At 29.0% G+C, this 22,869-nt stretch carries 28 protein-coding genes and 1 riboswitch; of the genes, 24 read left to right on the forward strand and 4 right to left on the reverse strand.

All coding sequences use genetic code 11. The features are described from left to right. The first annotated feature begins 3 nt into the window (after window positions 1-3). The 8 genes from ACREV6_RS10930 (at window position 4) to ACREV6_RS10965 (ending at window position 6,636) form a co-directional block, all read left to right on the forward strand. Window positions 4-762, forward strand: coding sequence for an ABC transporter ATP-binding protein (locus ACREV6_RS10930; protein ID WP_431578038.1), 759 nt, complete (start codon window positions 4-6; stop codon window positions 760-762). Between the two features lie 128 nt (window positions 763-890). Further along, entirely contained in the window at window positions 891-1,586 is a 696-nt protein-coding gene (locus ACREV6_RS10935; protein ID WP_431578039.1) for a response regulator transcription factor, read from the forward strand. Beyond that, window positions 1,579-2,961: a HAMP domain-containing sensor histidine kinase gene (locus ACREV6_RS10940; RefSeq protein ID WP_431578040.1), complete on the forward strand. Its 1,383-nt coding sequence runs from the start codon at window positions 1,579-1,581 to the stop codon at window positions 2,959-2,961. The genes ACREV6_RS10935 and ACREV6_RS10940 overlap by 8 nt, the downstream gene beginning before the upstream one ends. 94 nt (window positions 2,962-3,055) lie before the next feature. Next, entirely contained in the window at window positions 3,056-3,769 is a 714-nt protein-coding gene (locus tag ACREV6_RS10945) for an EcsC family protein (protein WP_431578041.1), read from the forward strand. Window positions 3,770-4,298: 529 nt separating this feature from the next. Continuing rightward, entirely contained in the window at window positions 4,299-4,682 is a 384-nt protein-coding gene (locus ACREV6_RS10950) for a DUF4234 domain-containing protein (protein WP_431578042.1), read from the forward strand. A 26-nt stretch (window positions 4,683-4,708) separates the two neighbouring features. Then, entirely contained in the window at window positions 4,709-5,062 is a 354-nt protein-coding gene (locus ACREV6_RS10955) for a DUF2752 domain-containing protein (protein ID WP_431578043.1), read from the forward strand. A gap of 259 nt (window positions 5,063-5,321) precedes the next feature. Continuing rightward, complete coding sequence (locus tag ACREV6_RS10960) at window positions 5,322-5,774, forward strand: hypothetical protein (RefSeq protein WP_431578044.1); 453 nt, start codon at window positions 5,322-5,324, stop codon at window positions 5,772-5,774. Between the two features lie 28 nt (window positions 5,775-5,802). Continuing rightward, window positions 5,803-6,636: a class I SAM-dependent methyltransferase gene (locus ACREV6_RS10965; RefSeq protein WP_431578045.1), complete on the forward strand. Its 834-nt coding sequence runs from the start codon at window positions 5,803-5,805 to the stop codon at window positions 6,634-6,636. A gap of 49 nt (window positions 6,637-6,685) precedes the next feature. Here ACREV6_RS10965 and ACREV6_RS10970 read toward each other — a convergent pair whose 3' ends face one another. Continuing rightward, the gene (locus ACREV6_RS10970; RefSeq protein WP_431578046.1) at window positions 6,686-7,369 is read right to left on the reverse strand and encodes a TVP38/TMEM64 family protein; all 684 of its coding nucleotides are present in this window, start codon (window positions 7,367-7,369) and stop codon (window positions 6,686-6,688) included. 545 nt (window positions 7,370-7,914) lie between these two features. Here ACREV6_RS10970 and ACREV6_RS10975 point away from each other — a divergent pair. The 3 genes from ACREV6_RS10975 to ACREV6_RS10985 are packed head-to-tail and all read left to right on the forward strand — an operon-like array spanning window position 7,915 to window position 9,485. After that, complete coding sequence (locus tag ACREV6_RS10975) at window positions 7,915-8,322, forward strand: hypothetical protein (RefSeq protein ID WP_431578047.1); 408 nt, start codon at window positions 7,915-7,917, stop codon at window positions 8,320-8,322. Further along, window positions 8,323-8,871, forward strand: a complete 549-nt coding sequence (locus ACREV6_RS10980) for a DUF2087 domain-containing protein (RefSeq protein ID WP_431578048.1) — start codon at window positions 8,323-8,325, stop codon at window positions 8,869-8,871. It abuts the gene before it with no gap. Window positions 8,872-8,909: 38 nt separating this feature from the next. After that, window positions 8,910-9,485 carry a DJ-1/PfpI family protein gene (locus ACREV6_RS10985; protein WP_431578049.1) on the forward strand — a complete coding sequence of 192 codons (576 nt, stop codon included), beginning with the start codon at window positions 8,910-8,912 and terminating at the stop codon, window positions 9,483-9,485. Between the two features lie 116 nt (window positions 9,486-9,601). Here the strand turns inward: ACREV6_RS10985 and ACREV6_RS10990 are convergent, their stop codons facing one another. Then, window positions 9,602-10,063: a VanZ family protein gene (locus tag ACREV6_RS10990; protein WP_431578050.1), complete on the reverse strand. Its 462-nt coding sequence runs from the start codon at window positions 10,061-10,063 to the stop codon at window positions 9,602-9,604. A gap of 268 nt (window positions 10,064-10,331) precedes the next feature. Between ACREV6_RS10990 and ACREV6_RS10995 the strand changes: the two genes are divergently transcribed. The 4 genes from ACREV6_RS10995 to ACREV6_RS11010 all read left to right on the forward strand — a co-directional run bounded on the left by ACREV6_RS10995 (window position 10,332) and on the right by ACREV6_RS11010 (window position 12,458). Next, entirely contained in the window at window positions 10,332-10,538 is a 207-nt protein-coding gene (locus ACREV6_RS10995; RefSeq protein ID WP_431578051.1) for a hypothetical protein, read from the forward strand. A 22-nt stretch (window positions 10,539-10,560) separates the two neighbouring features. After that, entirely contained in the window at window positions 10,561-11,112 is a 552-nt protein-coding gene (locus ACREV6_RS11000; protein ID WP_431578052.1) for a GNAT family N-acetyltransferase, read from the forward strand. 63 nt (window positions 11,113-11,175) lie between these two features. Next, a complete protein-coding gene (locus tag ACREV6_RS11005) occupies window positions 11,176-11,958 on the forward strand; it encodes a GNAT family N-acetyltransferase (RefSeq protein WP_431578053.1) in 783 nt (260 codons plus the stop codon). Between the two features lie 74 nt (window positions 11,959-12,032). Beyond that, window positions 12,033-12,458 carry a GNAT family N-acetyltransferase gene (locus ACREV6_RS11010; RefSeq protein ID WP_431578054.1) on the forward strand — a complete coding sequence of 142 codons (426 nt, stop codon included), beginning with the start codon at window positions 12,033-12,035 and terminating at the stop codon, window positions 12,456-12,458. A 172-nt stretch (window positions 12,459-12,630) separates the two neighbouring features. Here the strand turns inward: ACREV6_RS11010 and ACREV6_RS11015 are convergent, their stop codons facing one another. Continuing rightward, window positions 12,631-13,164: a hypothetical protein gene (locus ACREV6_RS11015; RefSeq protein WP_431578055.1), complete on the reverse strand. Its 534-nt coding sequence runs from the start codon at window positions 13,162-13,164 to the stop codon at window positions 12,631-12,633. A gap of 1,008 nt (window positions 13,165-14,172) precedes the next feature. Here ACREV6_RS11015 and ACREV6_RS11020 point away from each other — a divergent pair. From ACREV6_RS11020 to ACREV6_RS11045, 6 genes are read left to right on the forward strand one after another with little or no spacing between them, the layout of a single operon-like run. Continuing rightward, the gene (locus ACREV6_RS11020; RefSeq protein WP_431578056.1) at window positions 14,173-14,748 is read left to right on the forward strand and encodes a GNAT family N-acetyltransferase; all 576 of its coding nucleotides are present in this window, start codon (window positions 14,173-14,175) and stop codon (window positions 14,746-14,748) included. A gap of 54 nt (window positions 14,749-14,802) precedes the next feature. Beyond that, window positions 14,803-15,375 (forward strand): GNAT family N-acetyltransferase, encoded by a 573-nt coding sequence (locus tag ACREV6_RS11025; protein ID WP_431578057.1) that lies wholly within the window; start codon window positions 14,803-14,805, stop codon window positions 15,373-15,375. A gap of 38 nt (window positions 15,376-15,413) precedes the next feature. Next, window positions 15,414-16,091, forward strand: a complete 678-nt coding sequence (locus tag ACREV6_RS11030) for a class I SAM-dependent methyltransferase (RefSeq protein ID WP_431578058.1) — start codon at window positions 15,414-15,416, stop codon at window positions 16,089-16,091. Window positions 16,092-16,123: 32 nt separating this feature from the next. Further along, window positions 16,124-17,350 (forward strand): alpha/beta hydrolase, encoded by a 1,227-nt coding sequence (locus ACREV6_RS11035; RefSeq protein ID WP_431578059.1) that lies wholly within the window; start codon window positions 16,124-16,126, stop codon window positions 17,348-17,350. 36 nt (window positions 17,351-17,386) lie between these two features. After that, complete coding sequence (locus ACREV6_RS11040; RefSeq protein ID WP_431578060.1) at window positions 17,387-17,947, forward strand: GNAT family N-acetyltransferase; 561 nt, start codon at window positions 17,387-17,389, stop codon at window positions 17,945-17,947. Between the two features lie 48 nt (window positions 17,948-17,995). After that, window positions 17,996-18,529: a cysteine hydrolase family protein gene (locus ACREV6_RS11045; protein ID WP_431578061.1), complete on the forward strand. Its 534-nt coding sequence runs from the start codon at window positions 17,996-17,998 to the stop codon at window positions 18,527-18,529. A gap of 134 nt (window positions 18,530-18,663) precedes the next feature. On the opposite strand, the gene ACREV6_RS11050 is transcribed toward ACREV6_RS11045, so the two are convergent. Continuing rightward, window positions 18,664-19,902, reverse strand: a complete 1,239-nt coding sequence (locus tag ACREV6_RS11050) for a GNAT family N-acetyltransferase (RefSeq protein WP_431578062.1) — start codon at window positions 19,900-19,902, stop codon at window positions 18,664-18,666. A 183-nt stretch (window positions 19,903-20,085) separates the two neighbouring features. Here ACREV6_RS11050 and ACREV6_RS11055 point away from each other — a divergent pair, with 183 nt between their 5' ends. The 3 genes from ACREV6_RS11055 to ACREV6_RS11065 all read left to right on the forward strand — a co-directional run bounded on the left by ACREV6_RS11055 (window position 20,086) and on the right by ACREV6_RS11065 (window position 22,805). Further along, the gene (locus tag ACREV6_RS11055) at window positions 20,086-21,285 is read left to right on the forward strand and encodes a MerR family transcriptional regulator (protein ID WP_431578063.1); all 1,200 of its coding nucleotides are present in this window, start codon (window positions 20,086-20,088) and stop codon (window positions 21,283-21,285) included. 29 nt (window positions 21,286-21,314) lie between these two features. Next, a complete protein-coding gene (locus tag ACREV6_RS11060) occupies window positions 21,315-22,121 on the forward strand; it encodes a class I SAM-dependent methyltransferase (RefSeq protein ID WP_431578064.1) in 807 nt (268 codons plus the stop codon). A 150-nt stretch (window positions 22,122-22,271) separates the two neighbouring features. Beyond that, a riboswitch (cobalamin riboswitch) is annotated at window positions 22,272-22,464 on the forward strand. 194 nt (window positions 22,465-22,658) lie between these two features. Next, entirely contained in the window at window positions 22,659-22,805 is a 147-nt protein-coding gene (locus tag ACREV6_RS11065; RefSeq protein WP_431578065.1) for a DUF2292 domain-containing protein, read from the forward strand. Window positions 22,806-22,869 lie beyond the last annotated feature (64 nt).

The raw sequence follows: 22,869 nt of genomic DNA on the forward strand, positions 1-22,869 counted from the left end.
AAAATGAAAGAAGTGTTAATAAAAACTGAGGATTTGTGTAAATCTTTTATTATAGGAAAAACAGGTAGCCATGTACTTAAAAATTTAAATCTTGAAATATACAAAGGGGATTTTACAGTAATTATGGGCAGTTCTGGATCGGGAAAATCTACACTGTTATATTCTTTAAGCACTATGGATAATCCAACCTCAGGAAAGGTTACTTTATTAGATAAAGATATCACTGCACTTAATGAAAAACAAGCCACGCAGATTCGTAACAAGGATATAAGCTTTATATTTCAAGGGATTAATTTATTGCCAGATCTAAGTGTGTATGAAAATATTTCTTATACAGCTCTTTTAAATAATAAAAATAAGGAAGGAGTAAAGAAAAGGGTTGAAGAAATTCTTAAAAGGCTAGAATTATGGGAAGATAGAGACAAATATCCATCAGAAATATCAGGAGGAATGCAGCAAAGGGTAGCTATAGGGCGGGCAATTGTTAATAATCCAAAGGTGGTTTTTGGAGATGAGCCTACAGGTGCATTAAATTCCTCTATGGGAGATATAGTTTTAGATATTCTTACCGATATAAATGAAGAAGGACAATCCATAGTGATGGTAACTCACGATATAAAGGCAGCCTTAAGAGGAAGCAGAGTATTATATATTAAGGATGGTAGAATAGATGGAGAGCTAAGGCTTGGGAAATATTCAAGTGAGGGATTTAGGGAAAGAAAAGCAGCTTTAAAAGGATTTTTAGATGAAAAAGGTTGGTAAAATATGCTATGATATTTGTAGATAGAAAATGATCAATTATCAATGATCAATGATTGATGATTAATGAATGAAATTTTTTTTGAAGAAAAAATATCTACTAATATAATTTGATAAGGTGTGATAATAAAATGGATAAGGCAAAAATTCTAATAGTTGAGGATGATGAGGATTTAGGCAATTTGATTTGTGATTATTTAAGTATTGAAGGTTTTACGGGCATTTTAGCAAGGGATGGAACTTTAGGACTTAAGCTAATACTAGAGGAAACCTTTGATTTGATAGTTTTAGATATAATGCTACCTAATATGGATGGAATACAGTTATGTAGAAAGACTAGAGAAAAATCCCATGCACCAATAATTATGCTTTCTGCAAAATCAGGAGAAATGGATAAAATACTATCCCTAGGTGTTGGAGCTGATGATTATGTAACAAAGCCTTTTTCACCTATGGAGTTAATGGCAAGGATTAAGGCACATTTAAGAAGACAAGAATACTCAGAAGTAAAAAAGATAGATGAAGATTGTGTAACCTATGGAGAGCTTAAAATATATTCTAAAAGCTATAAGCTTATGATAAAGGATATTGAAATTCCATTAACTACAAGGGAGTTTCAATTATTAGACTTTTTAATAAAAAATGAAAAAATAGTGTTCACAAAGGAACAACTATGTAATGAAGTTTGGGGATATAATGAGTTTATGGACGGGAATACTATAGCTGTTTATGTGAAAAGGCTAAGAGAGAAGCTTTCAGATATAGGCAAGGAATCTATAAAAACAGTTTGGGGGGTAGGCTATAAATGGGAGTTTAAACATGAATAATTATTTAAAAAATAGATTAAGAAACCTTATTTTATTTTTGATTTCTGGAATTATTATTTTGTCCTTTGTTATAATAAACGTAAACTACAATAGTGACTTTGATAACAAAATAAATTATTGCAGAGTATTAACCTCAGAGTTAATGAATAATGTAGAGAAGGCTTATACTATGGATAATATTAAAAGCCTTACAATAAATAAATACGAGTATTCATTAATTTCCTTGGAGGGTAAAATAATAAAAACTACTGAAAAAGGAATGACCCAGGGAGACACCCAAAACTTAAGAGGTAACCTAGCCTTTGATAACTGGTATGAAGAAAATAATCGGAAGAAAATTAGATATTCTACTCCTCTTATTATTAATAATAAGATAGTGGCAATAGTAAGAGTTATAGTTCCTAAAAGTGAGGTTTTAAACATAGCAGAGAGGAAAGACCATAGATATATCATTTGGGCAGTTATAATTTCGCTTATTATAATTTTCTGTTCAATATATAAAATGTATAAATTTATAACAATTGATATTTTGAGCCCTATTTCAAAAATGCATAAGTCTTCAAAAAGTGTCTTAAAAGGAGACTTTAGTGAAAAAGTTTCCTATGATTACCAGGGTGAAATAGGAGAGTTTTCTCATGATTTTGAAGCTATGAGAGACAATCTAAGGAAAGCTAAAGATTTAGAAGAAAAGCTAAAAAAAAGTGAAAAGGAGCTTATTGCATGTATTTCCCATGATTTGAAAACACCTATAGCATCAATATCTGGATACTGTGAGGGCATAATTGATGGTGTGGTAAAAGAAGAAAGGGACATAAAAAGATATAGTAATATTATATTAAAAAAGGCAAGGGTTTTAACTAAGCTAATTGATGATATATTAGAATTTTCAAAAGCTGAAATAAATCAGATGACAATAAATAAAGAGGAGATATACTGGACTGACTTTTTTACTGAAGTGTTAGAGGAGTTATCAATGGATGTTGAATCTACAGGTCGAAAATTACAGCTGGAAAAAGGGCTTCCAAATGTAATTGCGAGTATTGATAAAAAGAGAATAGAGCAGGTAATGTATAATTTAGTGACTAACTCAATAAAATATACTAAATGTGATGGAGTTATAACCATTTCAGTGAAAAGGGCTCTAGGCTATTTAGTGATTAGTGTAAAAGACAATGGAGTTGGTATAGGAGAATCAGAGCTCCCCTATGTATTTAATAAATTTTATAGGGGAGAAAAGCATAGAAATCTTGATATACCAGGCTCAGGCTTGGGACTTTCTATTGCAAAATATATAGTAGAAAAGCATGGTGGAAATATTGAAATTGAAAGTTCTTCGCAGCATGGCACAGAGGTTACTTTTAGTATTTTGATTTAACGACATTTAAGAAGGAAAGTTAGTTTTGGGAATAATAAAAGCTACAGACATAAAGTTTATTTTAAATATATAATAAATTGAGGCAGGTGATTTTATGTATTCTTATAATGAAATGGCTTTAGTAGAACTGAATAAATGGAAGATAGAAATGAGAAAAAAATCAACATTAGTTGAAAAGGTATCAAAGGGTATCCAAAATAAATTTAATGGAATATTACCTGAAAAATATCATGAAATAATAACATCAGCTATAAAAAATATGATTAAAGTAGTTTTAGTTGGGTCTAAATATATAACTAAGGAGCCCTCTATAAATCTATCTCTTAAGGAAAGAGAAGAATTAGTTGCACAAAAAACCAAGACCTATAAAACTACTGCTATGATAGAGGGTGCAGGAACAGGGGCAGGTGGATTTCTTTTGGCACTTGCAGACTTACCTTTACTTCTAAGTATAAAAATTAAATTTCTTTATGACATTGCTGCAATTTATGGATTTGACGTTAATGATTATAAAGAAAGAATTTATATATTATATGTATTTCAGCTTGCTTTTTCTAGTAAAAGTAATGTAAATGAAGTATTTGATAGAATGGAAAATTTTGAAGAATATTATAGTACACTGCCTAAAGATATTAACTCTTTTGATTGGAGAGCATTTCAGCAAGAGTATAGAGATTATATTGATTTAGCAAAACTATTACAGATGGTTCCTGGAATAGGGGCGTTTGTAGGAGCTTATGTCAATACTAAATTTATTGATAAACTTAGTGAAACGGCTGTTCAAGCCTATCGTATGAGAATATTATAATAAAATAATTTTTAATAATGAAAAGAGTGTATATTATGCTCTCTTTTTTTTGCTACCAGTATTACAAAAATGTAAGGAAAGTGTAATGAAGTTAGATGTTTGAATCCCTGTTTTAAATATATAATAGAAATATAAGATAACAAAAGAGGAGACTTAAAACATGATAAAATTAAATGCATTTCAATTAAAGATTATCGCACTTATAGTAATGTTAATGGACCATTTATACTTCGCATTTCCAAAAGTATTTCCATTATGCTTTCATCCATTATCAAGATTTGTAGCACTGTATAATGCAATTTGTATTAAAGTAAAGATAGGGTGTTGTTACATATAATAGAGAAAATTAAAATATAATTAATATTTTAATTTAGCAATATTTTATTCGAAAATTGATTGTAAATATCAAATTTCTGTAGTGTTTTTTTAAGGTAACCAGTACTTTGTTGATGAATTTAGTCATTATATTTACTTTTTAGTAGAATAATGCTAATATTTATATGAGACAAAATACTTGGAGGTGATTTTAATGAAAGGAATTACAAGAAGTGTAGCTGGACTTATAATTTTTACAATTTTAACATGTGGGATATATCATATGTATTGGATGTATGTTACCACTAATGAAGTAAACCAATTTTTATGTGAAGAAGATACTAGCGGTGGAATGGTTTTAGTTTTTAGTATTATTACTTGTGGAATTTATGCTTTATATTGGTATTACAATATGGGTAAAAAACTTCAAGTTGCTCAATGTAGAGATTTTGGTAAGAGTATTGATAATAATAATAATAATAATAATAATAATAATGATGATTCTGTACTTTACCTTCTTTTATCTCTTTTTGGATTTGCTATTGTATCTTCAGCCATAATCCAAGCAAACTTGAATAAGGTATGGGGAAGAATATAATATTTTTAATTATTTTATATTTTGCTATGAAACTTAACTCCTTTTTAACAACTACAATATGTTTTATCCGTGGGATTTTGGGTATACCATGTCCTTCATGTGGAATGACTAGAGCATATAAGTTGTTATTTAAGGGAGATTTAGTGGGAGCATTTCATATGCATCCACTATTCTTCATACCAATTATAATTGTTGTATTGTTCGTAACAAGAAAAATGCAGATTATATATAAATATAAATATCATTTATTAGTACTTTTTTTAGTGGTATATGTATATAGGATGATTGTTTTATTTCCAAATGAAGCGCCAATGATGTTTAATCATAAGGCGTTATTACCAAGAATATTTAAAATGTTTATGAATATAGTAAGGAGTTGAATAAATCATTCAGCTCCTTATTTGGGTTTCTATTAGGTCAAAACTCCAGGGGATAGACTGAAATACTTTTGAACATTTTAAGGCTTTATAGAATTGTTTTTTTAAATAAACAAATATTGACAAATTGAAAAAGGTAACTATAATAAGGGTTAGATGGGTTTTTATGATATAAAGTATAGCTCATTTTATGTAAAGCATAAAGCTGTAAATTAAAGTTGTTTTAAATTTTATAAGAATATAAAAATCATTGGAGGTAAATATGAAAAAAATATTATTATATTGTTTAACAATTCTGTCACTATTGATTTTATTAGCGGGATGTTCAAAGAAAGTGAATGATAATAATAAACCTGAAATGTTTAAGAGTGATAAACTTGGGTTTTCGATTGTTTTCCCAGAAACTTGGAAAGATAAATATAGGATTGAAGAAAATGATATGGGGATAACTGTTTATTTTAAACCAAAGGAAAAAATAGAGGATTGCTACGGGAAATTATTTGCTTTTACTAATAAAAATTCAGTTAATTTCTATGAAGATAGTTTTGATACAGTTTGTGACCAACGATATTTTGAAGCAAAAGGCGTTACTTATGTTATAGGTGGACCAACAGATGTAAATTTTCCAGAAGACCATTCTGAATTTAATACTTTTTTAAAGATGAAGGGAGAACTAAAAGAAGCATTAAAGACATTAAAAATAATAGATAAGTAATGGTTTTTATAATAGAAAAGGAGATTATATGATTAAAAAAGAAAAACAAAATCTTTTGAACGTATGGGACAAGGTTGCACCCACATTTGGTAAAATCGGTCCTATTTATTGGCAGAAATTTGGTAGTAGATTAGTTGAGCTTTCAAGAATGAACAAAGGTGAAAAAATATTAGATATTGGAGTGGGGAGGGGAGCTTCATTATTTCCTGCAATAAATAAAATAGGAAAAGAAGGATATGTTGTAGGCATAGACACTTCAGAAGTTATGGTAAGTGAAACATATAAAGATATTGTGAAGCAAAAAATAGATAATGCCAAAGTAATAAAGATGAATGCACAAACCTTAGAATTTGATGATGATTTTTTTGACAATGTTATTTGTGGGTTTGGAATGGGGTATCTTTTATACAGTGATTGTAAATTAACAGAAATAATAAGAGTACTTAAAAAAGAAGGACAAGTTGGATTTAGTATATGGGCGCTACAAGAAGACCAAAAGTGGCTAACGGAGATAGTTAATAAATATTTACATACAGATTCCTCAAATCAAAATAACAATAAAAAATCAGATCTTCCCAAATTTGATACAGCGAAGGATGTTAGAAAAATATTAGAAGATGCTGGTTTAAGAAATGTTAATATTTATAAGGAAAATGCAGATGTAAATTATACAACCAAAGAACAATGGTGGGAAGAAATGTGGTCTAATGCAGTAAGGGCAGTTTTTGAGGCAGTAGAAGAGCTGGGTGATGATAAATTTAAAGAGTTTAAAGTAGAGGTATTTAATGGACTTGAAAAGTATAAAAAGCTAGATGGGTTGCACTTTAATATGCCAGTGATATATGCATTTGGAGAAAAATAAAATGCAACTTAATATTGTAATACATATTAATATTAACAAATAGAATTATTTAATTACTACTTAGTTTTTCGAGTAAATATTCTCCTTTAAATATTCCAATTAAAAAAATTAAGACTACAATAAGTAGCATAAAAAATAATATTGGTTTACTACAAGATAGCATGTTTGAACCAAAATAGCAGGAAAGCGCTAATGTAGGAATTCTTCCAATAGTTGAGTATATTATAAATTTTTTAAGAGATATTTTTGAAATACCACAGGCGAAAATTATTGAGTCCTTTGGTATACCAGGTAAAAAATAAATTAGAAATACAATAAGGTTTATTTTTTTTGAGTTCAAGGCTGATTCAATACTTAGCAATTTCTTTTCAGAAATGAATTTTTGAACAAGTGATCGTCCATATTTTTTTGAAAGTGAAAATAGCAATATAGATCCAATAGTTATTCCAATAAGAGAAAGAATAGTCGCAGCAAGAGTGCCATAAATCCATCCTCCAGAAGCCTGAATTACTTCGCCAGGAATAAAAAATATTGCTACTTGAAGAAATTGAGAAAATATAAAAACAAGTATTCCATAGTATCCAAAGGAAGTTATGAAATTTTTGAATTGTTCAGGGTTTTTTAACATAAAAAAATATTGTTTATACTTATAGCCTAACATTAAGGTGATTATAACTAATGTGGATATTAAAATTAAAGTCCTGTGGTTTTTTATAAATTGTCTAAGCTTCATATATGTACCCCCGTATTTTAAATATCAAATTTAGCGTATGCTTTAATTTGTTGTTCAACTATTATTATAAGCGTTTTATAAATTTTGAAAAAGCGATTGATATAACATTTGCCTTACATTATTGTAATGTTGATAACATAATAAGAGGCTATATCAGAACAAAATAAAGAACTATCTGAGCTCCAGATGGTTCTTTATTTTAGCTTTTTAAAGTTTTATATAATTATATTTAGCAGCTTGTGTATCAAATACTCTCGCTTTCTTTGTCCAATTCAACATGTGTATACAGAATTTCCTTATTGTAAAATTATATCGGTATTAGTTGTATTTGTAAAGAAAAAAATCCCTGCTAAAAATTGTTTGAAAATAATATACCCTCAAAATAATTATATGATTTCATTATTATGTAAATATATTGACAACAAGTAAATTAATGGTTATAATTTATTTAGATATCAATAGAAATGAATTGAAAGTATTTATTTTTGTGATAAATTGGGTTATGTCATAATACATAATAGAATTAGAAATAGGGGGGGTTCAAAATGACACTATGTGCACAATTGAAAGAAGAGTTTTTAAACGAGATTGAAGTGTTAATAAATGGATGGAAAGAAAAGTCTATTAAATTAGCTTCAGAAGGTTCATCTGATGAAGCGATTCTAGAAACTATAAAAGCGAATATTGGGGATATATTCTATAAGTTGTTTAATGTAAGTTATAAAAATTCATGTAAAAATGTTGAGAGTGATGAAATTGAGCTTAGGAAGCTTTCAAAAGCGTACTTTGATTTCTTTGAAAAGATACCGGCTCCATGGAGGGCGAAAATGGCTAAGGATAAGGAGTACAATATAATTGAGGAATATTATAAGGAGCAAATTAAGCTAGAGACAGTAGCGGAGATTAAAAATCTATTTATAAAATATTACAATAGATTTTATAAGGAGGTATAAATGGAAAAGGATTGCATAAAGATTTTTAAGTGTCTGGGTGATAAATCAAGACTATTAATAATAAATAATTTGATAGAGTGTCCTATGTATGTTGAACTATTATCAGAGAGATTAAATCTAGCACCTTCTACAATATCATTTCACTTAAAGAAGCTGGAAGAAATTAAATTAGTGTACTCCGTTAAGGAACAATATTATGTAGTTTATCATTTAAATAATGATATGCTTTCATTAAGATTGAATGATTTGATTAATGTAGTAGAGCCGGAAAATGATATACAAACTGAAAGAGAGGCTCAGTACAAAAGAAGCGTGATAAATGCCTTTTTTGAATATGGAAAGTTAAAATCTATACCTGCTGCGCAAAAGAAAAGAAAAATTGTACTTGGGGAAATTGCAAAAGAATTTGAAGTAGGCAAGGCATACGCTGAAAGAGAGGTTAATATAATCATAGCTGATTTTCATGATGATTTTTGCACAATTAGAAGAGAAATGATAGCATTTAATATACTCCAAAGAGAACATAATATTTACAGGTTAGTGAATTAAGTAAAAGGCAAACAAAATGTAATATGGAGGGGATTTACATGAGTAAAATATTGGTATTTATTTATGATGAAATGGCAGACTTTGAAATGACGTTTGTTACTCATATTTTAGGAGCAGATTTAGGGAAGGAAATAATTACGGTTGCATATGAAGATAAATTAATAAGAAGTAAATCGGGAATTATTTATAAACCTATAAAGCTTATTAAAGATGTTTTAGAAGAAGAGGCAGAAGGCTTAATAATTCCAGGAGGATGGAACGGGGAAATAAGGCCAGAACTTATAGAACTAATACAAAACCTTAATGAAAAAGGGAATTTATTAGGAGCTATTTGTGGGGGTTCAAGGTTTTTAGCTAAGGCAGGAGTTTTGGATAATGTAAAGTATACCACTTCAATTGTTGACTGGACAGAAACATATGTACAACAGTTTATGGAAAGTGACCCATTTCCAAGACAGAATTTTGTTTTAGGTAGGGTCATAAGAGATGGCAATATTATAACAGCACAAGGTAATGCTTTTATTGATTTTGCAATTGAGGTGTGTGATTGGTTTGGTTCATTTGAGGGGGAAGAGGATAAGAATAATTTTGCAAAAGCTATAAAAGGGGCTTAATTGAAGATTTATCTGCTATTTATTAATAGGTAGTCCGTTCTGAGACTACCTATTTTATATGTATATATCAATAATTCAATATTTTAATCCACCAATTTTCAATGCAATTGTTTATATCAACATAATTTTTTAATCACTTTGAAGATCATAAAACCTAAAACACAACCTAATGTATTTAAAATAAGATCATCAATATCTAAAACACCCACATTTAGAATAAACTGACCTAGCTCAATACAAATTATAATAAGCATACAGGGTAATGTTGTATTGAGTAGCTTGCAAGACCTTCTAAATAATAATGCTATAAAAAATCCTAAGGGTATAAAGGTAATAATGTTTGCTGCAAGATTTATAAATATTACTCTAAAATTATATTTAGTAGTATTTAAAAGAAATTCCATTATCGTCTTAAATGGATAAAGATTATATCTCCGCACATCACTATAACTACGATAGGGACCAATAAACACCTCCCAAATAATTAAACACAAATACAATAAGAAAAGTATATATAATCCTATAAGGATTTTTTCTTTCTTGCGGTGTGATAAATTTCTAATTTGTTTTAGCATCATAAATTCCTCCCTTCTTCGTATAATTTAATATTCTTAATTAAAGTAATGTCATATTTTACAATTGTGTCATTATTCAATTATAGAGAATATTAACATGGGTTTCAATATTTATGATAAAAAGGAAAAAATGGTTATAGTTATTTTTTACGTTGATATTATAATATTTTACAATTAAAATAGAAATAACTTACTGGCTTAGATGACAAGTTAATAAAGTTAATAAAGCAATTATTTTTTATACGAAAAATGAAAGGGAATGAATATAAATTTGAGAAGCAGTACTGAAATAGATAGTATTATAACTAAATTGAAAATGAGAAAAGGTAACCCAATGCGATATACTCGAGAACTTAATATGGCGTTAGACTTAATAGAAGAAGGTAATTCATTTTCAAAGATTGAAAAAATCACGCAGTTAAATAAAAGTATGCTAGCAAGAGAAATAAGAAAAAGAAAAAATATAAAAGCGAGATAAATTAAGGGGGAATTATAGAAATATGAGTAGCGAAATATTTAGTTCATTTCCTAAAATAATCACTGAAAGTTTAGTTTTAAGACAAATAACAGAGCGGGATGCGGAAAGTATATATAAACTTTTAAGTAATCCTGAAGTGATAAAGCATGATACCTTTGAATTGTTTACAAACATAAAGCAAGCAGAGGACTTAATTGAATGTTTTAGTGAGGAATTTAGGCAAAAACGAGCCATATTTTGGGGGATTTCTTTGGCAAATGCGTCTGAAATTATTGGGTTTTGTAAGTGTGAAATAGAAATCCCTAAAATAAGAGCAGATTTGGGATATGATTTAAGACCTGAATATTGGAATAATGGAATTATCAGCGAAGCGCTAGGTGCAGTAATTGACGTTACGTTTAATAAGATCCAGGTTAATAGAATAGAAGCCTCAGTATCTAATGAAAATAATGCATCAATTAGGGTACTTGAAAAATTAGGTTTTGTAAAAGAGGGAGTTTTGAGAAAGAGAAGCTATTGGGGCGGTAGTTATCATGATATGGTAATGCTTTCTATATTAAGAGATGAGTATTGATATATATAGTTAAATTTCATCTTATTTTGTTTTCATAGAAGTAAAAATGAGGGGGGTAATTGAATGATAGAAATAGAAAAAATAGTAAATGAAGAAATAAAATTCAACTTACATAAGGAGTACATTAACACCTTAGCAGAGCCAATAGATGGGTTTTGGGAAAATGTAATGATTGGTAGATCAGAATGCTATAAAATTATTTATGATGAGAAAGTAGCAGGGCATTTTTTTGTAAATTCAAGCAAAACTTTAGTGCAATTTCATGTTTCGAAAGAGTACTTTACATATGCAGAAGAAATTTTTGAATATGTTATTAAAAGTGAAATAGTAGGAAATGCTGCTGTTTCAACTAAAGAACCAGAATTTTTGTCCTTGTGTCTTGATTATCAAAAAAGTGTAGTGACGGATAGTTATCTTTTTATTGATAATAAAAAAATCAAATATGAATTAGAGGGTTTTAAAAATCTATCTTTCATATTAGCAAAAACAGTTGATATTGAAACTATAAAAAACAAATGCGATGTTGCATTTGACGGCTATTATGAAGATCTAATAGAAAACGATCAGATATTTGTATTATATGATGATTCTAGTTTGCTCGGAATAGGTGAATTTAGAATAATGAAATCGAATAAAAAATTTGGGGATATAGGAATGATTGTAGCAGAAGAATATCGCAGAAAGGGAGTAGGAACCTATATTATTACGAAGCTTAAAGAACACTGTTATAACAACAACTTGAAGCCTATGGCATGTTGTGATATTAAAAATACAGCATCTAAGAAAACATTAGAAAAATCAGGATTTATTAGTAATCATAGAATTATGCTTGTAAACTTTAATTAGATACTTTTGAAAAGTTGTAATACTATAATATGATGAAACAAAAGGCTATAGATTGGATAGGGGGAAAAGTGAAGATGAGAAACTATGTTATTGAAGGTAGTACCAGAGACGAAGCAGAGGTAGTTGAAAACGCGATGGATGAATATAATTTATCCAAAGTTCCTTTTACGCAAGAGCCATCTTTTATTTCAATTAATAAAATCATAAAAGGGCCAAATGAAGATATATTAGCAGGGATAAATAGCGTGTTATATTGTTGGAATTGCATGTATATAGATGTTTTGTGGGTTAGAGAGGAGTTTCGAGGAGTTGGGTATGGGTCCGTACTTTTAAATGAAGTAGAGAAAATTGCAAAAGAAAAAGGGTGTAAATTAATTCATTTAGTTACTTTTGATTTTCAAGCAAAAGATTTTTATCTTAAGCATGGATATGAGATTTTTGGTGTATTAGATGATTGCCCCTTGAACCATAAACAATATTCTATGAAAAAGAATATATAGTTTGTATTTTTTTCATGTTGTGTCACACTGCTACTTTTATTGCTCAATAAAAGTAGTAAGAAATCGCAAATCAAATTCAAAAGGAAACAAAACAAGTGAGTTTTATTTAAAAAATAATTTCACTGAATGGGATAGCATGGCTATGATGGGTAAGGAGGTATAAACATTGTCTTTAATTGTTGTAACTGCAAAGAAAATGATGGTCTATAAAGTCATTTGAATTACTACTTGCAATACTTTTAATATATTGAGCATAGCTAATTTCTTTATCATTAAATAGTAGATATGTTTTGTGATGATTTTCTTCAAATACTTTTAAATATTTAAACTCAAATTCGCGATATTCTTCAGTAAATCTTGTATCATCTCTTATTCCGTAATATTTAATTCCATCATAGACTATTTTAGTTATAATTGGTTTTCTATTTGTGCTATAGTAAACAATTGTTATAAATGCAGGTTTTTCATTTTGAGAATCAGAAACAAATTTATCTATAATTTCAAATTTTGATTTTACTTCTCCATTTGAAATAACAAAATAACCATCTTTATCAGCGTTATTTATATTATATTCTTTTGGTATAAGTGATAATTCGGATTTTATTTTATCAAATTTATTAGTACCTTCTGTATTTACAGTTTTATCATTACATCCAACTAATAAAATCATAAGAATTGCACAAATCAAAATATAAACTTTTTTCAAAATTAACCCTTCCCCCTTTTTTAATGAATAATATTTCTTCCCGTCCTGTTGTTTTTAACGCCTCTAAATTTTTTTTACTGAATTTACACTTGGTATAACAAGACCCTGTATTTCTGTTCGTAGTAATATTATACCATATTTACAATGTATATACATTATAGATTATAAATATCTTTACTAAACATAGCGTCCATATAAATATATAAAGCAGAAAATGTTTTTCATTCAATATATTGACAATAGAAATAAAATAATGTAATATAAAACTACAAGTTATTTTAATGGAGGTAAAACTATATGAGAAAGCTAATTCTTAACGTTGTAAGATAATACAATTTAATATTTTATCTAAAAAATGTTTTGCTTGTTTATAACGCAAGTTTATTTGCTGTACTTTTGTAATCTTAATACTGTAAATATAGATGCAGACTTTTATATGTGTGTAGTTTATTTGGAGAGGTGTTGAAAGTTACTTAGGGCTTAATAAGCGTAGTTAAAAATCTGTTTATATCAGGTTTATTGGTGTTGCATTTTTTTAGATGAATATAATGTTAAGGAATAGTTTCAGCGTTTATACCTTTTATGAATAATCTTCTTAAAATAATATAGAATTATGTTCTATTTTTAAGTTGTATATTTGTATTTTGTTATGATTATAAATGCCGTACTTACTGTGCGGTTTTTTTTATACCTTTAAATTATCACATAAATATTGTTAAGATGCAGTATATGTTTTTGTGATAGGGCTCGTAGGAGGGTATTGCCTATTTAATTTGAGGTATTGTAGCATAACAAAAATTCTGAGGTTGTAATGAAATTTAATTTCGTTACAACTTTATTTTTTTGCATTGAATTTATTAGTTAATAATGGTTTATGAAGTGAGGTAGTGTTTAAAGCAACATATGATTTTATTCTTACTTTAAAGTATGGCAGGAGGGGTGCTTGTGCCAGTTATTTAAATATATGAGGTAAAGGATAATAAATTAAATTTTAGGGGGAAATAATTAATGAGTAGTTTAAATAAAAATATAGAATTCCGTATTTTAACAATAAATGAATGTGATAGAATATCGGAAATTGATCCTAGTCAATTGATTGAGAAGGCGTGGCGAAATGTGGATGGGCAATATAAGCTAGTGACAATTAACTATATGGAAAGCGATTGGCCTGATGGATATGAAACTTATAGAGATGAACTTAAAAATACTATTGCATCAGGAGGTATTGCAGTTGGTGCCTTTAAAAAAGATTGTCTAGTAGGATTTGTAACAATAAATCATAGCTTTTTTGGAGAAACAGCACGTTATCTTCTTCTTGAGTCTATGTTTGTTTCACGCACATATCGTGGGTCAGGATTAGGAAAGGAGCTATTTAAACATTGCGCTAATAAGGCTTATGAATGGGGTGCAGATAAACTGTATTTGTGTGCTGCTTCATCTGAAGATACTATAGCATTTTACAAAGCTGTTGGCTGTATAAATGCTGAAGAAATTAATCAAGAATTGTTTGAGAGAGATCATAGAGATATTCAGCTTGAGTATGATTTAAGAATACAAAAATCAATGAATATATTGACATATTAAGAGACTAGTTAAAGATAAAATTATAGAAGATTTAAGTAGAAAGGAAAGATAATTATGTTTAAAGATATAAATGTAGAAACAGAAAGACTGACACTTAGACCTTATCATATTAAGGATATAGATGATCTATATAAAATTTACAGCGATCCAAAGGTTATGGCATTTATTCCAGAAGGAGTAATGTCATATGAATGGGTAAAGAATTTAATTATTTGGATGAATGAATATTGTTATGAAAAAAATACTCCGGAGAACATAATCAAGTTTGGAGTTTCAGTAGTGCTTAAAGATACAAATAAAGTGATTGGTTGGTGCGGATTAGGGCAACTTGACTGCAAGCCAGTGGATGTAGAGATATTTTATGGGCTGTCAAGTGAATACTGGGGGAAGGGATTAGCTACTGAGGCAGCAGGAGGTATGCTCAAATATGCCTTTGAGGTAATTGGGTTAGAGCGTGTAGTTGCTGCAATAAATGACAATAATAACTTGTCAAAGAGAGTAGCTGAAAAACTTTATATGAAAACGCAGGGAAAGCTTGAAAATTTGTCTGAGGAGTGTAGTGGGTTTGATGGGGAATGGCTGTATGCAATAACAAGGGATGTTTATGCAAGTGATTTAAATATATGAGGTAAAGATAAACAAATTAAATTTTAGGGGGAAATAATATGAGTGAAAATACAAAAGAACAAATAGAAAAAATGGGGGAATTCTTTAATAAAAGAGCTGATACCTATGAAGATCATATGAAGGAAACAGTAGAATTTTTTACAGAATACTATAAAGCTATAGCGAGTCCAATTAAAAAAACAGAAAGTAAGATTAATATCCTAGATTTAGGGTGTGGAACGGGGCTAGAAATTGAAGGAATTTTTGAAAAAGCTCCTAATTGTAAAATAACAGGAATTGATATGTCAGAGGAAATGATGAGTAAGCTTAAGGAGAAATATAATAATAAGTTAGAGAATATAAGTCTAATAAAGGATTCTTATCTAACACGTCCTTTTGAAAAAGAAAACTACGATTACGTTGTTTCATGTATGACTATGCATCATTTTGTGGAGGAAGTAAAGCTTGAACTTTATAAAAAAATTATACAAGCTTTAAAGCCAGGTGGAAAGTATATAGAGGGAGACTATATGGTCAGTGAGGAAAATGAAATTGAGTATTTAGATAGATATTATCATTTAATGAATTCCTTAACGAAGGAGCAGAAGGATTTATATCATATAGATATTCCATTATCAATAAAAACACAAAAGGAACTTTTAAAAGAAGCTGGTTTTAGAAATATTGAGATTATATGGCATGTTGAAGACAAAATAATAATGGTTGCGGAAGTATAGGAACAAAAAAATATAAATATGGGGGAGATAATATGAGCAGTAATAAATTATTTAGTTCTAAAATAAATGAATTGACGAAAGAGATACAAAATAATAATATAAATGCAGTAAATGATTTTTGGACAAGTATAGAAAAAGAAGGTGCGCCTTTAATTGAGAAAATTCCTACTGATAAAGATAATGTATTGCTTACATTTATATATAAAGAGAAGAAAGCTATAGAAAATATATTAATCTATGGGGCAATCCCAGGATACCGGTATTCAGAAAATGTAATGGAGAAATTGCTTAATACAGATATTTGGTTTAAAACATATAAGGTTAGAAATGATGTTAAATTTAAATATAATTTTTCACTAAATTATGAATTTGATAACGTTTATAAAAAGATAAAAGAGAATACTATTAAAGATGAGTTAAATCCAAATGAAATAGTATTTATGAAAGACGATGAAGATGATGAAAGTGAAGAAGAAATCTATTCCTTAATAGAATTAGAAAATGTAAAAACAGCAATATGGACGAAAGATAGAAATACACAGCAAAAAGGAAAAATCAATTTGCATAGATTTAATAGCAATAGTCTAAAAAATCCACGGCGTGTATGGATTTACACACCTTATGAATACGCGGGAAACAATGAGCCATATAATTTATTAGTACTTACAGATGGCTTTGAGTATATAAATTTGTTGTCAGCACAAACAGTACTTGACAATCTGATAGAAAGTAAAAGAATTCCACCAACAGTATGTGTCTTTATTGCCAGTAATAGTGATAGATACGAAGAATTAACTTGTAATGAGAACTTTTCAAACTTTATATCACAAGAGTTAATGGCTTGGATATATGATAATTATAATGTAACTAAAGAACCACAAAAGACAATTATAGGTGGCGTTAGCCTTGGTGGACTTATGGCATCTTTTATAGCTATTAAAAATTCTAATATATTTGGAAATGTGCTTTCACAATCAGGCTCATATTGGTATGAAGAGCGATGGTTAACTAAAGAATTTGAAAAAACAAATAAGCTACCAATAAACTTTTATTTAAATGCTGGGGTACTAGAAGATCATCCATATGATGATGAACCGATAATGATGGAAGCAATAAATAACATGCGGGATGTTTTATTATCTAAGGGATATAACGTGAAATATGAAAATTTTTATTCAGGTCATGATTATTTAAGTTGGGGAGAAACATTAGCTACTGGTCTTATAGCGTTAATAGGAAAAGCTAATAAAGCAGATTAAGTGTAAATTTAATAGATAAATTAGGGGGAAATTGTAATGATTTATTATCAAGATAATAAAATTCTAATAAGAGATATATATTCAAGTGATGCGATTAACTTATTTACATGGCAAATTGATAAAGAACTAAATAAGCATGATCCAAGACCAATACCTAATAGCAGTAAGGCATTAATTGAAGAATGTATAAATTATTGTCATAGGTTTGATACTGAAATAATGAACGAAAATATTGAGGATATAAAATATAAATATTTTATAATTACAGATAATGAAGACAATGCTATAGGTTTTGTTAACTTCTTTAGTATAGACAAGATTAAAAAGCAAGGGGAAATGGGAATTACTATAGGTGATAAAAGATACTGGAATAAAGGAATTGCGTGTACTGCAATAAAGACAGCTGTTGATTATATATTCAGCAATATGGATATAGACAGGATATATATTGAAACAGGTGAAGGCAATAAACCAGCTTTGAGATTATTTGAGAAACTAGATTTTACAAAATGTGGTGAATATATTGAAGATGAAGATTTCAAGTTTATTGTAATGGAGAAGATGAAGGAAATAGAATTAGTATCTATTTCAAATTAACTTGAAACAGGAGGCGTAAAATAATAAAAATGGTAGGGGGACTAAATAATGAATAAAAAAATAGCATTACTTATTGTAGATGTACAGGTTGCGATGTTTTCATATCAAGATGAAGCTTTATATAACGGAGAGAATGTATTAAATAATATTTTAAGTTTGCTTAATAAGGCACGATTAACAAAAACGCCAGTTATATTTATCCAACATACTAGCACGGAAGATGATGTATTTAGTAAAGGAAAGAACACGTGGGATATTCATCCTAAAATTAAACCAATAATTAATGAAAAAGTTATAGAGAAAACTACATGTGATTCTTTTTTTAAAACAACTTTACATGAGGAATTACAGAAAAGAGGCATTGAAAAATTAGTTATTGTAGGAATGCAAACAGAGTATTGCATAGATACTACTTGTAGAAGAGCACTTAGTATGGGATATGAAATTATTTTAGTTCAAGATGCTCATAGCACTTTTGATGGAAATATTCTTAAGGCTTTACAAATAATAGAGCATCATAATGATGTATTGGGTGGGGGATTTGTAGAGTTAAAACATAGTGATGAAATTGAATTTTTATAGCATATTCTTTAAAATGAAAATTTATAGTTGATGAAAAAAGGTGCGAACTCATAGGAATTATCGCACCTTTTTTTCTTTGTTATAATAGGCCACAGCAACAAATAGAAGCATGAGGCTTTCTTTCTGAAATGTCGTTAAAAATCAGTCATACACAATGGCTTTTCATCAGATGAAAAAAGCACATTTAAAGTATTTAAATAACCTTCATCAGATAACTGGACACGTCCATACTTATACAAAGATTTTAAGTCAATAGCACAAATAATCAATGAAGAAAAATCAGCAACGTCCACAGTCAACTCCACATCGTAATCATCATTTTCAACTAGTGAAGAATTACCATTATTAAAGTGGATTACATAACTACCGCCGTTCTCAGGAATAAAGCTATCTAATATAGAAAGCTTTAATTTGCAGTTTATATTATTAAAGTTATGATCCTTTAAATCTTCAAAAAGCTTAGGTATACTAATAACCCTGTACATTATACCAGTTCCTTGGGTACTACATTCATGATGCAAAGACACCAAAAGTCTATCAGAATTATTTCTTGGATCATTTAAAGCAAATCTAAAGTTTTCATCTTGGGTGTTTATTATCGCATATCTTATTTGGTCACTTTGTGAATTTAAGAAAGTCATGAGCTCTAGAAAAACCTCAGAATTATAAAATAGCATTTGAGATACAAAAATATCATTTACAACAAAGGAACCCGTTTCTCCCTTTTGAAAGTGGAAAATTAAATATCCTAATATTGTATTACCTACTTTGAATCCTACAATTTTGTTGGATTCAAAATTGAAAAGGTTATTAAATTCTTTTGGTGATTTTTCCATAAGACCATTAGTTTTATTTACAATGCTGTTATAAAATTTGCACATTTCTGTAGCATCATCTTTACTTAAGAACTTAATATTTTTCTTAGAGTTTCCTTTTGGAAGATCACAAGGCTTAATTTTAAACTGATTAATGCTTGTACCAAAACCAAATCCCATTTTTTTATAAAAGTCAGGTCTAAAAGGATACAATAAAGCCATGGATGCCCCTCTTTCTTTATAATGATAAATAAAGAATTTAATAATTTCTAAAGCAACCTTTTCTTTTTTGTGAAGTAAATCTACAGCAACGGAGCCAACCCCACCAGCAAAAATTTTCTGATTAAGTAAATTCATTTTAAAATCATGTAATCTCATTCCGCCTATAAGAGTTTCCTCATTAAATAAACCATAAAAATTCATAAAGTCATATTCATTTTGAAGATTCATTATTTCAGCATGTTTTTCAAGTGGGAGAGAAATTGCAGGGAAGGAATTAGCACGTATTTTAGCTAAGTCAGTTATCTGGGTATTGTCTAGTTTCTTTATGGAATACATGTAGGTATACCTCCTTAATTTATAAAACATAAGTTTATTATCTATGAAATATAAGCAAAAGTAAATATATATACGATATGTAGTTTATTGTTAAAAGATTACTGTATAATTAAAGGGGCATTAACAAAAAAAGTCTTGACCGTGACGTAAGGTTACTGTTTATAATAAAGTTGGGTGATGAAAATGAATTCTAAAAAAGGTAAATTTTATACTGCAGGTAAATTTGCTGAAAAAGCAGGGGTTACACTTAGAACCATAAGATACTATGATAAAAAGGATTTGCTTAAGCCTACTGAATACAGTGAATCGGGCTATAGACTATTTAGTAATCAGGATTTCGCGGTGCTTCAAAAAATCTTAACGCTTAAATTTATGGGATTTTCATTAGAAGAAATAAAAGAGGTAATGAAAGAGGAGTCAGATAAGGATGACTTTAAGCATTCTCTTAATATACAAAGGCATGCCATAGAAAGGAAAATGGAGCATATGTCACACATTTTAGAAGCAATTAATGAAACAGAACAAATGTTGGATAGTGAAGATACATTGGATTGGGATAAATTTATTTTGATTATTAAAGCTATCAATTTAGAAAAAATATCTGCTGAGCAGTTTAAGAATGCAGCAAAACTAAAAGACCGCATTAATCTTCATGAGAAATATAGCACAAATAAACAGGGATGGCACAGATGGATGTTTGAGAGGATTCCTATTTTTAAAGGTGCAAAAATCCTAGAACTAGGATGTGGTGATGGAAGCTTCTGGCTCAGGAATAAGGACAGACTTCCAGAGCAGTGTGAAATTACTCTTACAGATATTTCTGAAGGTATGATAGAGGATGCAAGAAATAACTTAGCAGGTTTGGATAAAACTTTTACATTTAAAGCTATGGATGCACAAAATATTACCTTTGGAGATTCGGAGTTTGATATTGTCATTGCAAATCATATGATTTACTATATACAAAACAGGGAAAAGGTTTTTTCAGAGGTTAATAGAGTGTTAAAATCAAATGGAGTTTTTTATGCTGGTACCAATGGTAAAAAGCATATGGAGGAACTTTTTAATATGGTAGAAAACTTTAGAGAAAAAGTAACTTTTTCTTACATTAGAAAAAATCATAAATTCAAACTTGAGGATGGGAAAAAACAATTAGAGGAATGGTTTTATCCTGTGCAGCTTTATTGCTATAAAGATTCTTTAAAAGTAACAGAAGTGGAGCCCTTGATGGATTATGTTCTTTCAGCACCAGGTAATTTAAATGAAATTTTAAATGAAAAAGATTTTAAAGAGCTAGAAGAATTATTTAGAAATATCATAGAAAAAGTAGGCTATATGTATATTACAAAGGATTCAGGAGTTCTTGAAGCTAAGAAAAGATAATACAAAAATACTTTATTTAGGAGGCAATTATGGAGAATATTGAAATTAATAAACAACCAATAAAAGAGCAATATAAAGATGATAAAAATTTAAATTCAAGGTTGAATTTACACAAGTATAATATAAATAAGATAGATTGGAATGAGTGGTGCTTTAATCAAATGGATTTTCCTCAAAAGGCGAGAATACTAGAACTGGGTTGTGGGCCTGGAGGTTTGTGGGTAAGAAATAAATATAAATTAAATCAAGACTGGAATATTACGTTATCTGATTTTTCTAAGGGGATGCTTGAATGTGCTAAAAATACGTTAGCAGAGGTAGATTATGACTTCAAATATAAAGAGATCGATATACAAGATATTCCCTATGAAGAGGGAAGTTTTGATGTGGTAATTGCAAGACATATGCTTTATCATGTTCCAGATATAGAAAAAGCTTTATCAGAAATAAAAAGAGTCCTTGCTCCTGGTGGAACCTTCTATGCAACTACCAATGGGCGTGGAGCAATGGCGGAGCTTTTTGAACTTATAGAAAAATTTGACCCTGAAATAGGCCTTAATAACTTAGGAATGGGGGATAGGTTTGAATTTGAGGGTGGTAGGCTTTTACTGGAGAAATACTTTAGTGAAGTTGAAATGCAGGTTTTTGAAGGGGAAATTGTGGTACCTCAGGCTGAACCTATAGTTTCATATGTAGATTCAACCATGAGGGGTAGAGCTATACTTGTAGGACAAAAAAAGCAAGAATTCATAAAGTATGTGGAGGATTATATTGAAGAAAATGGGGATATGTCTATAACTACAGAAGCTTGCATATTTAAAGTTAAAAAAATTTAGCTGAATTATATGAACATAATCCCATACACGTGACTTCTAGGAGAAAAATAGCCATAGGGAGTTAAAAAATAAAAATTGCTAAATTATATAAATATTACATAAAATCAATTGTTTTATTTTTTTTATGTGATATAATCAATTTGGTAATTCATAAATAAATAAATAATAGGTACTAGTTATGTTTTTATGAAAATCATAGTTAGGTAAAAGGAAAGTGGGTGTAAATCCCACACGGTCCCGCCGCTGTAAAAGATGAGCCAATACAATATGCCACTGGGTAACTGGGAAGGCTGTATGGGTGATGATACTTAAGTCAGAATATCTGCCTGTTTTTATCTACCAGAATCTACGAGTGATAGAGAGGTGGTTTTTTGATGCGTAATAGGGCTTTTATGCTTATGCTAAAGCTTTTTGATGTATAAACCTCTTGACAATTTTAGTCGAGAGGTTTTCGTTTTGATTAAATTTATTAGAGGGTAAGTGAAAATGTTCTACAAGAATAAAAAAATATGTATTACTGGTTATAGGGGGAGCTTGATGATAGATAATAAAAATTTTGTTAATGACAAGGAAGTAAAGCTAATAAAAATCATTAGAGATATAGCCTTTGGAGAAATAAAGGTTATTATTCAAGATGGAATTCCAATAAGAATTGAAGAGATAAAAAAATCTATTAAACTTTAAAAATTACATATTTAAATACATTGACCAGAAAACTGGAGGTGCCGTAAAGAAAGATTAATTAACG

The organism is Clostridium sp., assembly GCF_050717515.1.
GTDB lineage: Bacteria > Bacillota > Clostridia > Clostridiales > Clostridiaceae > Clostridium_AD.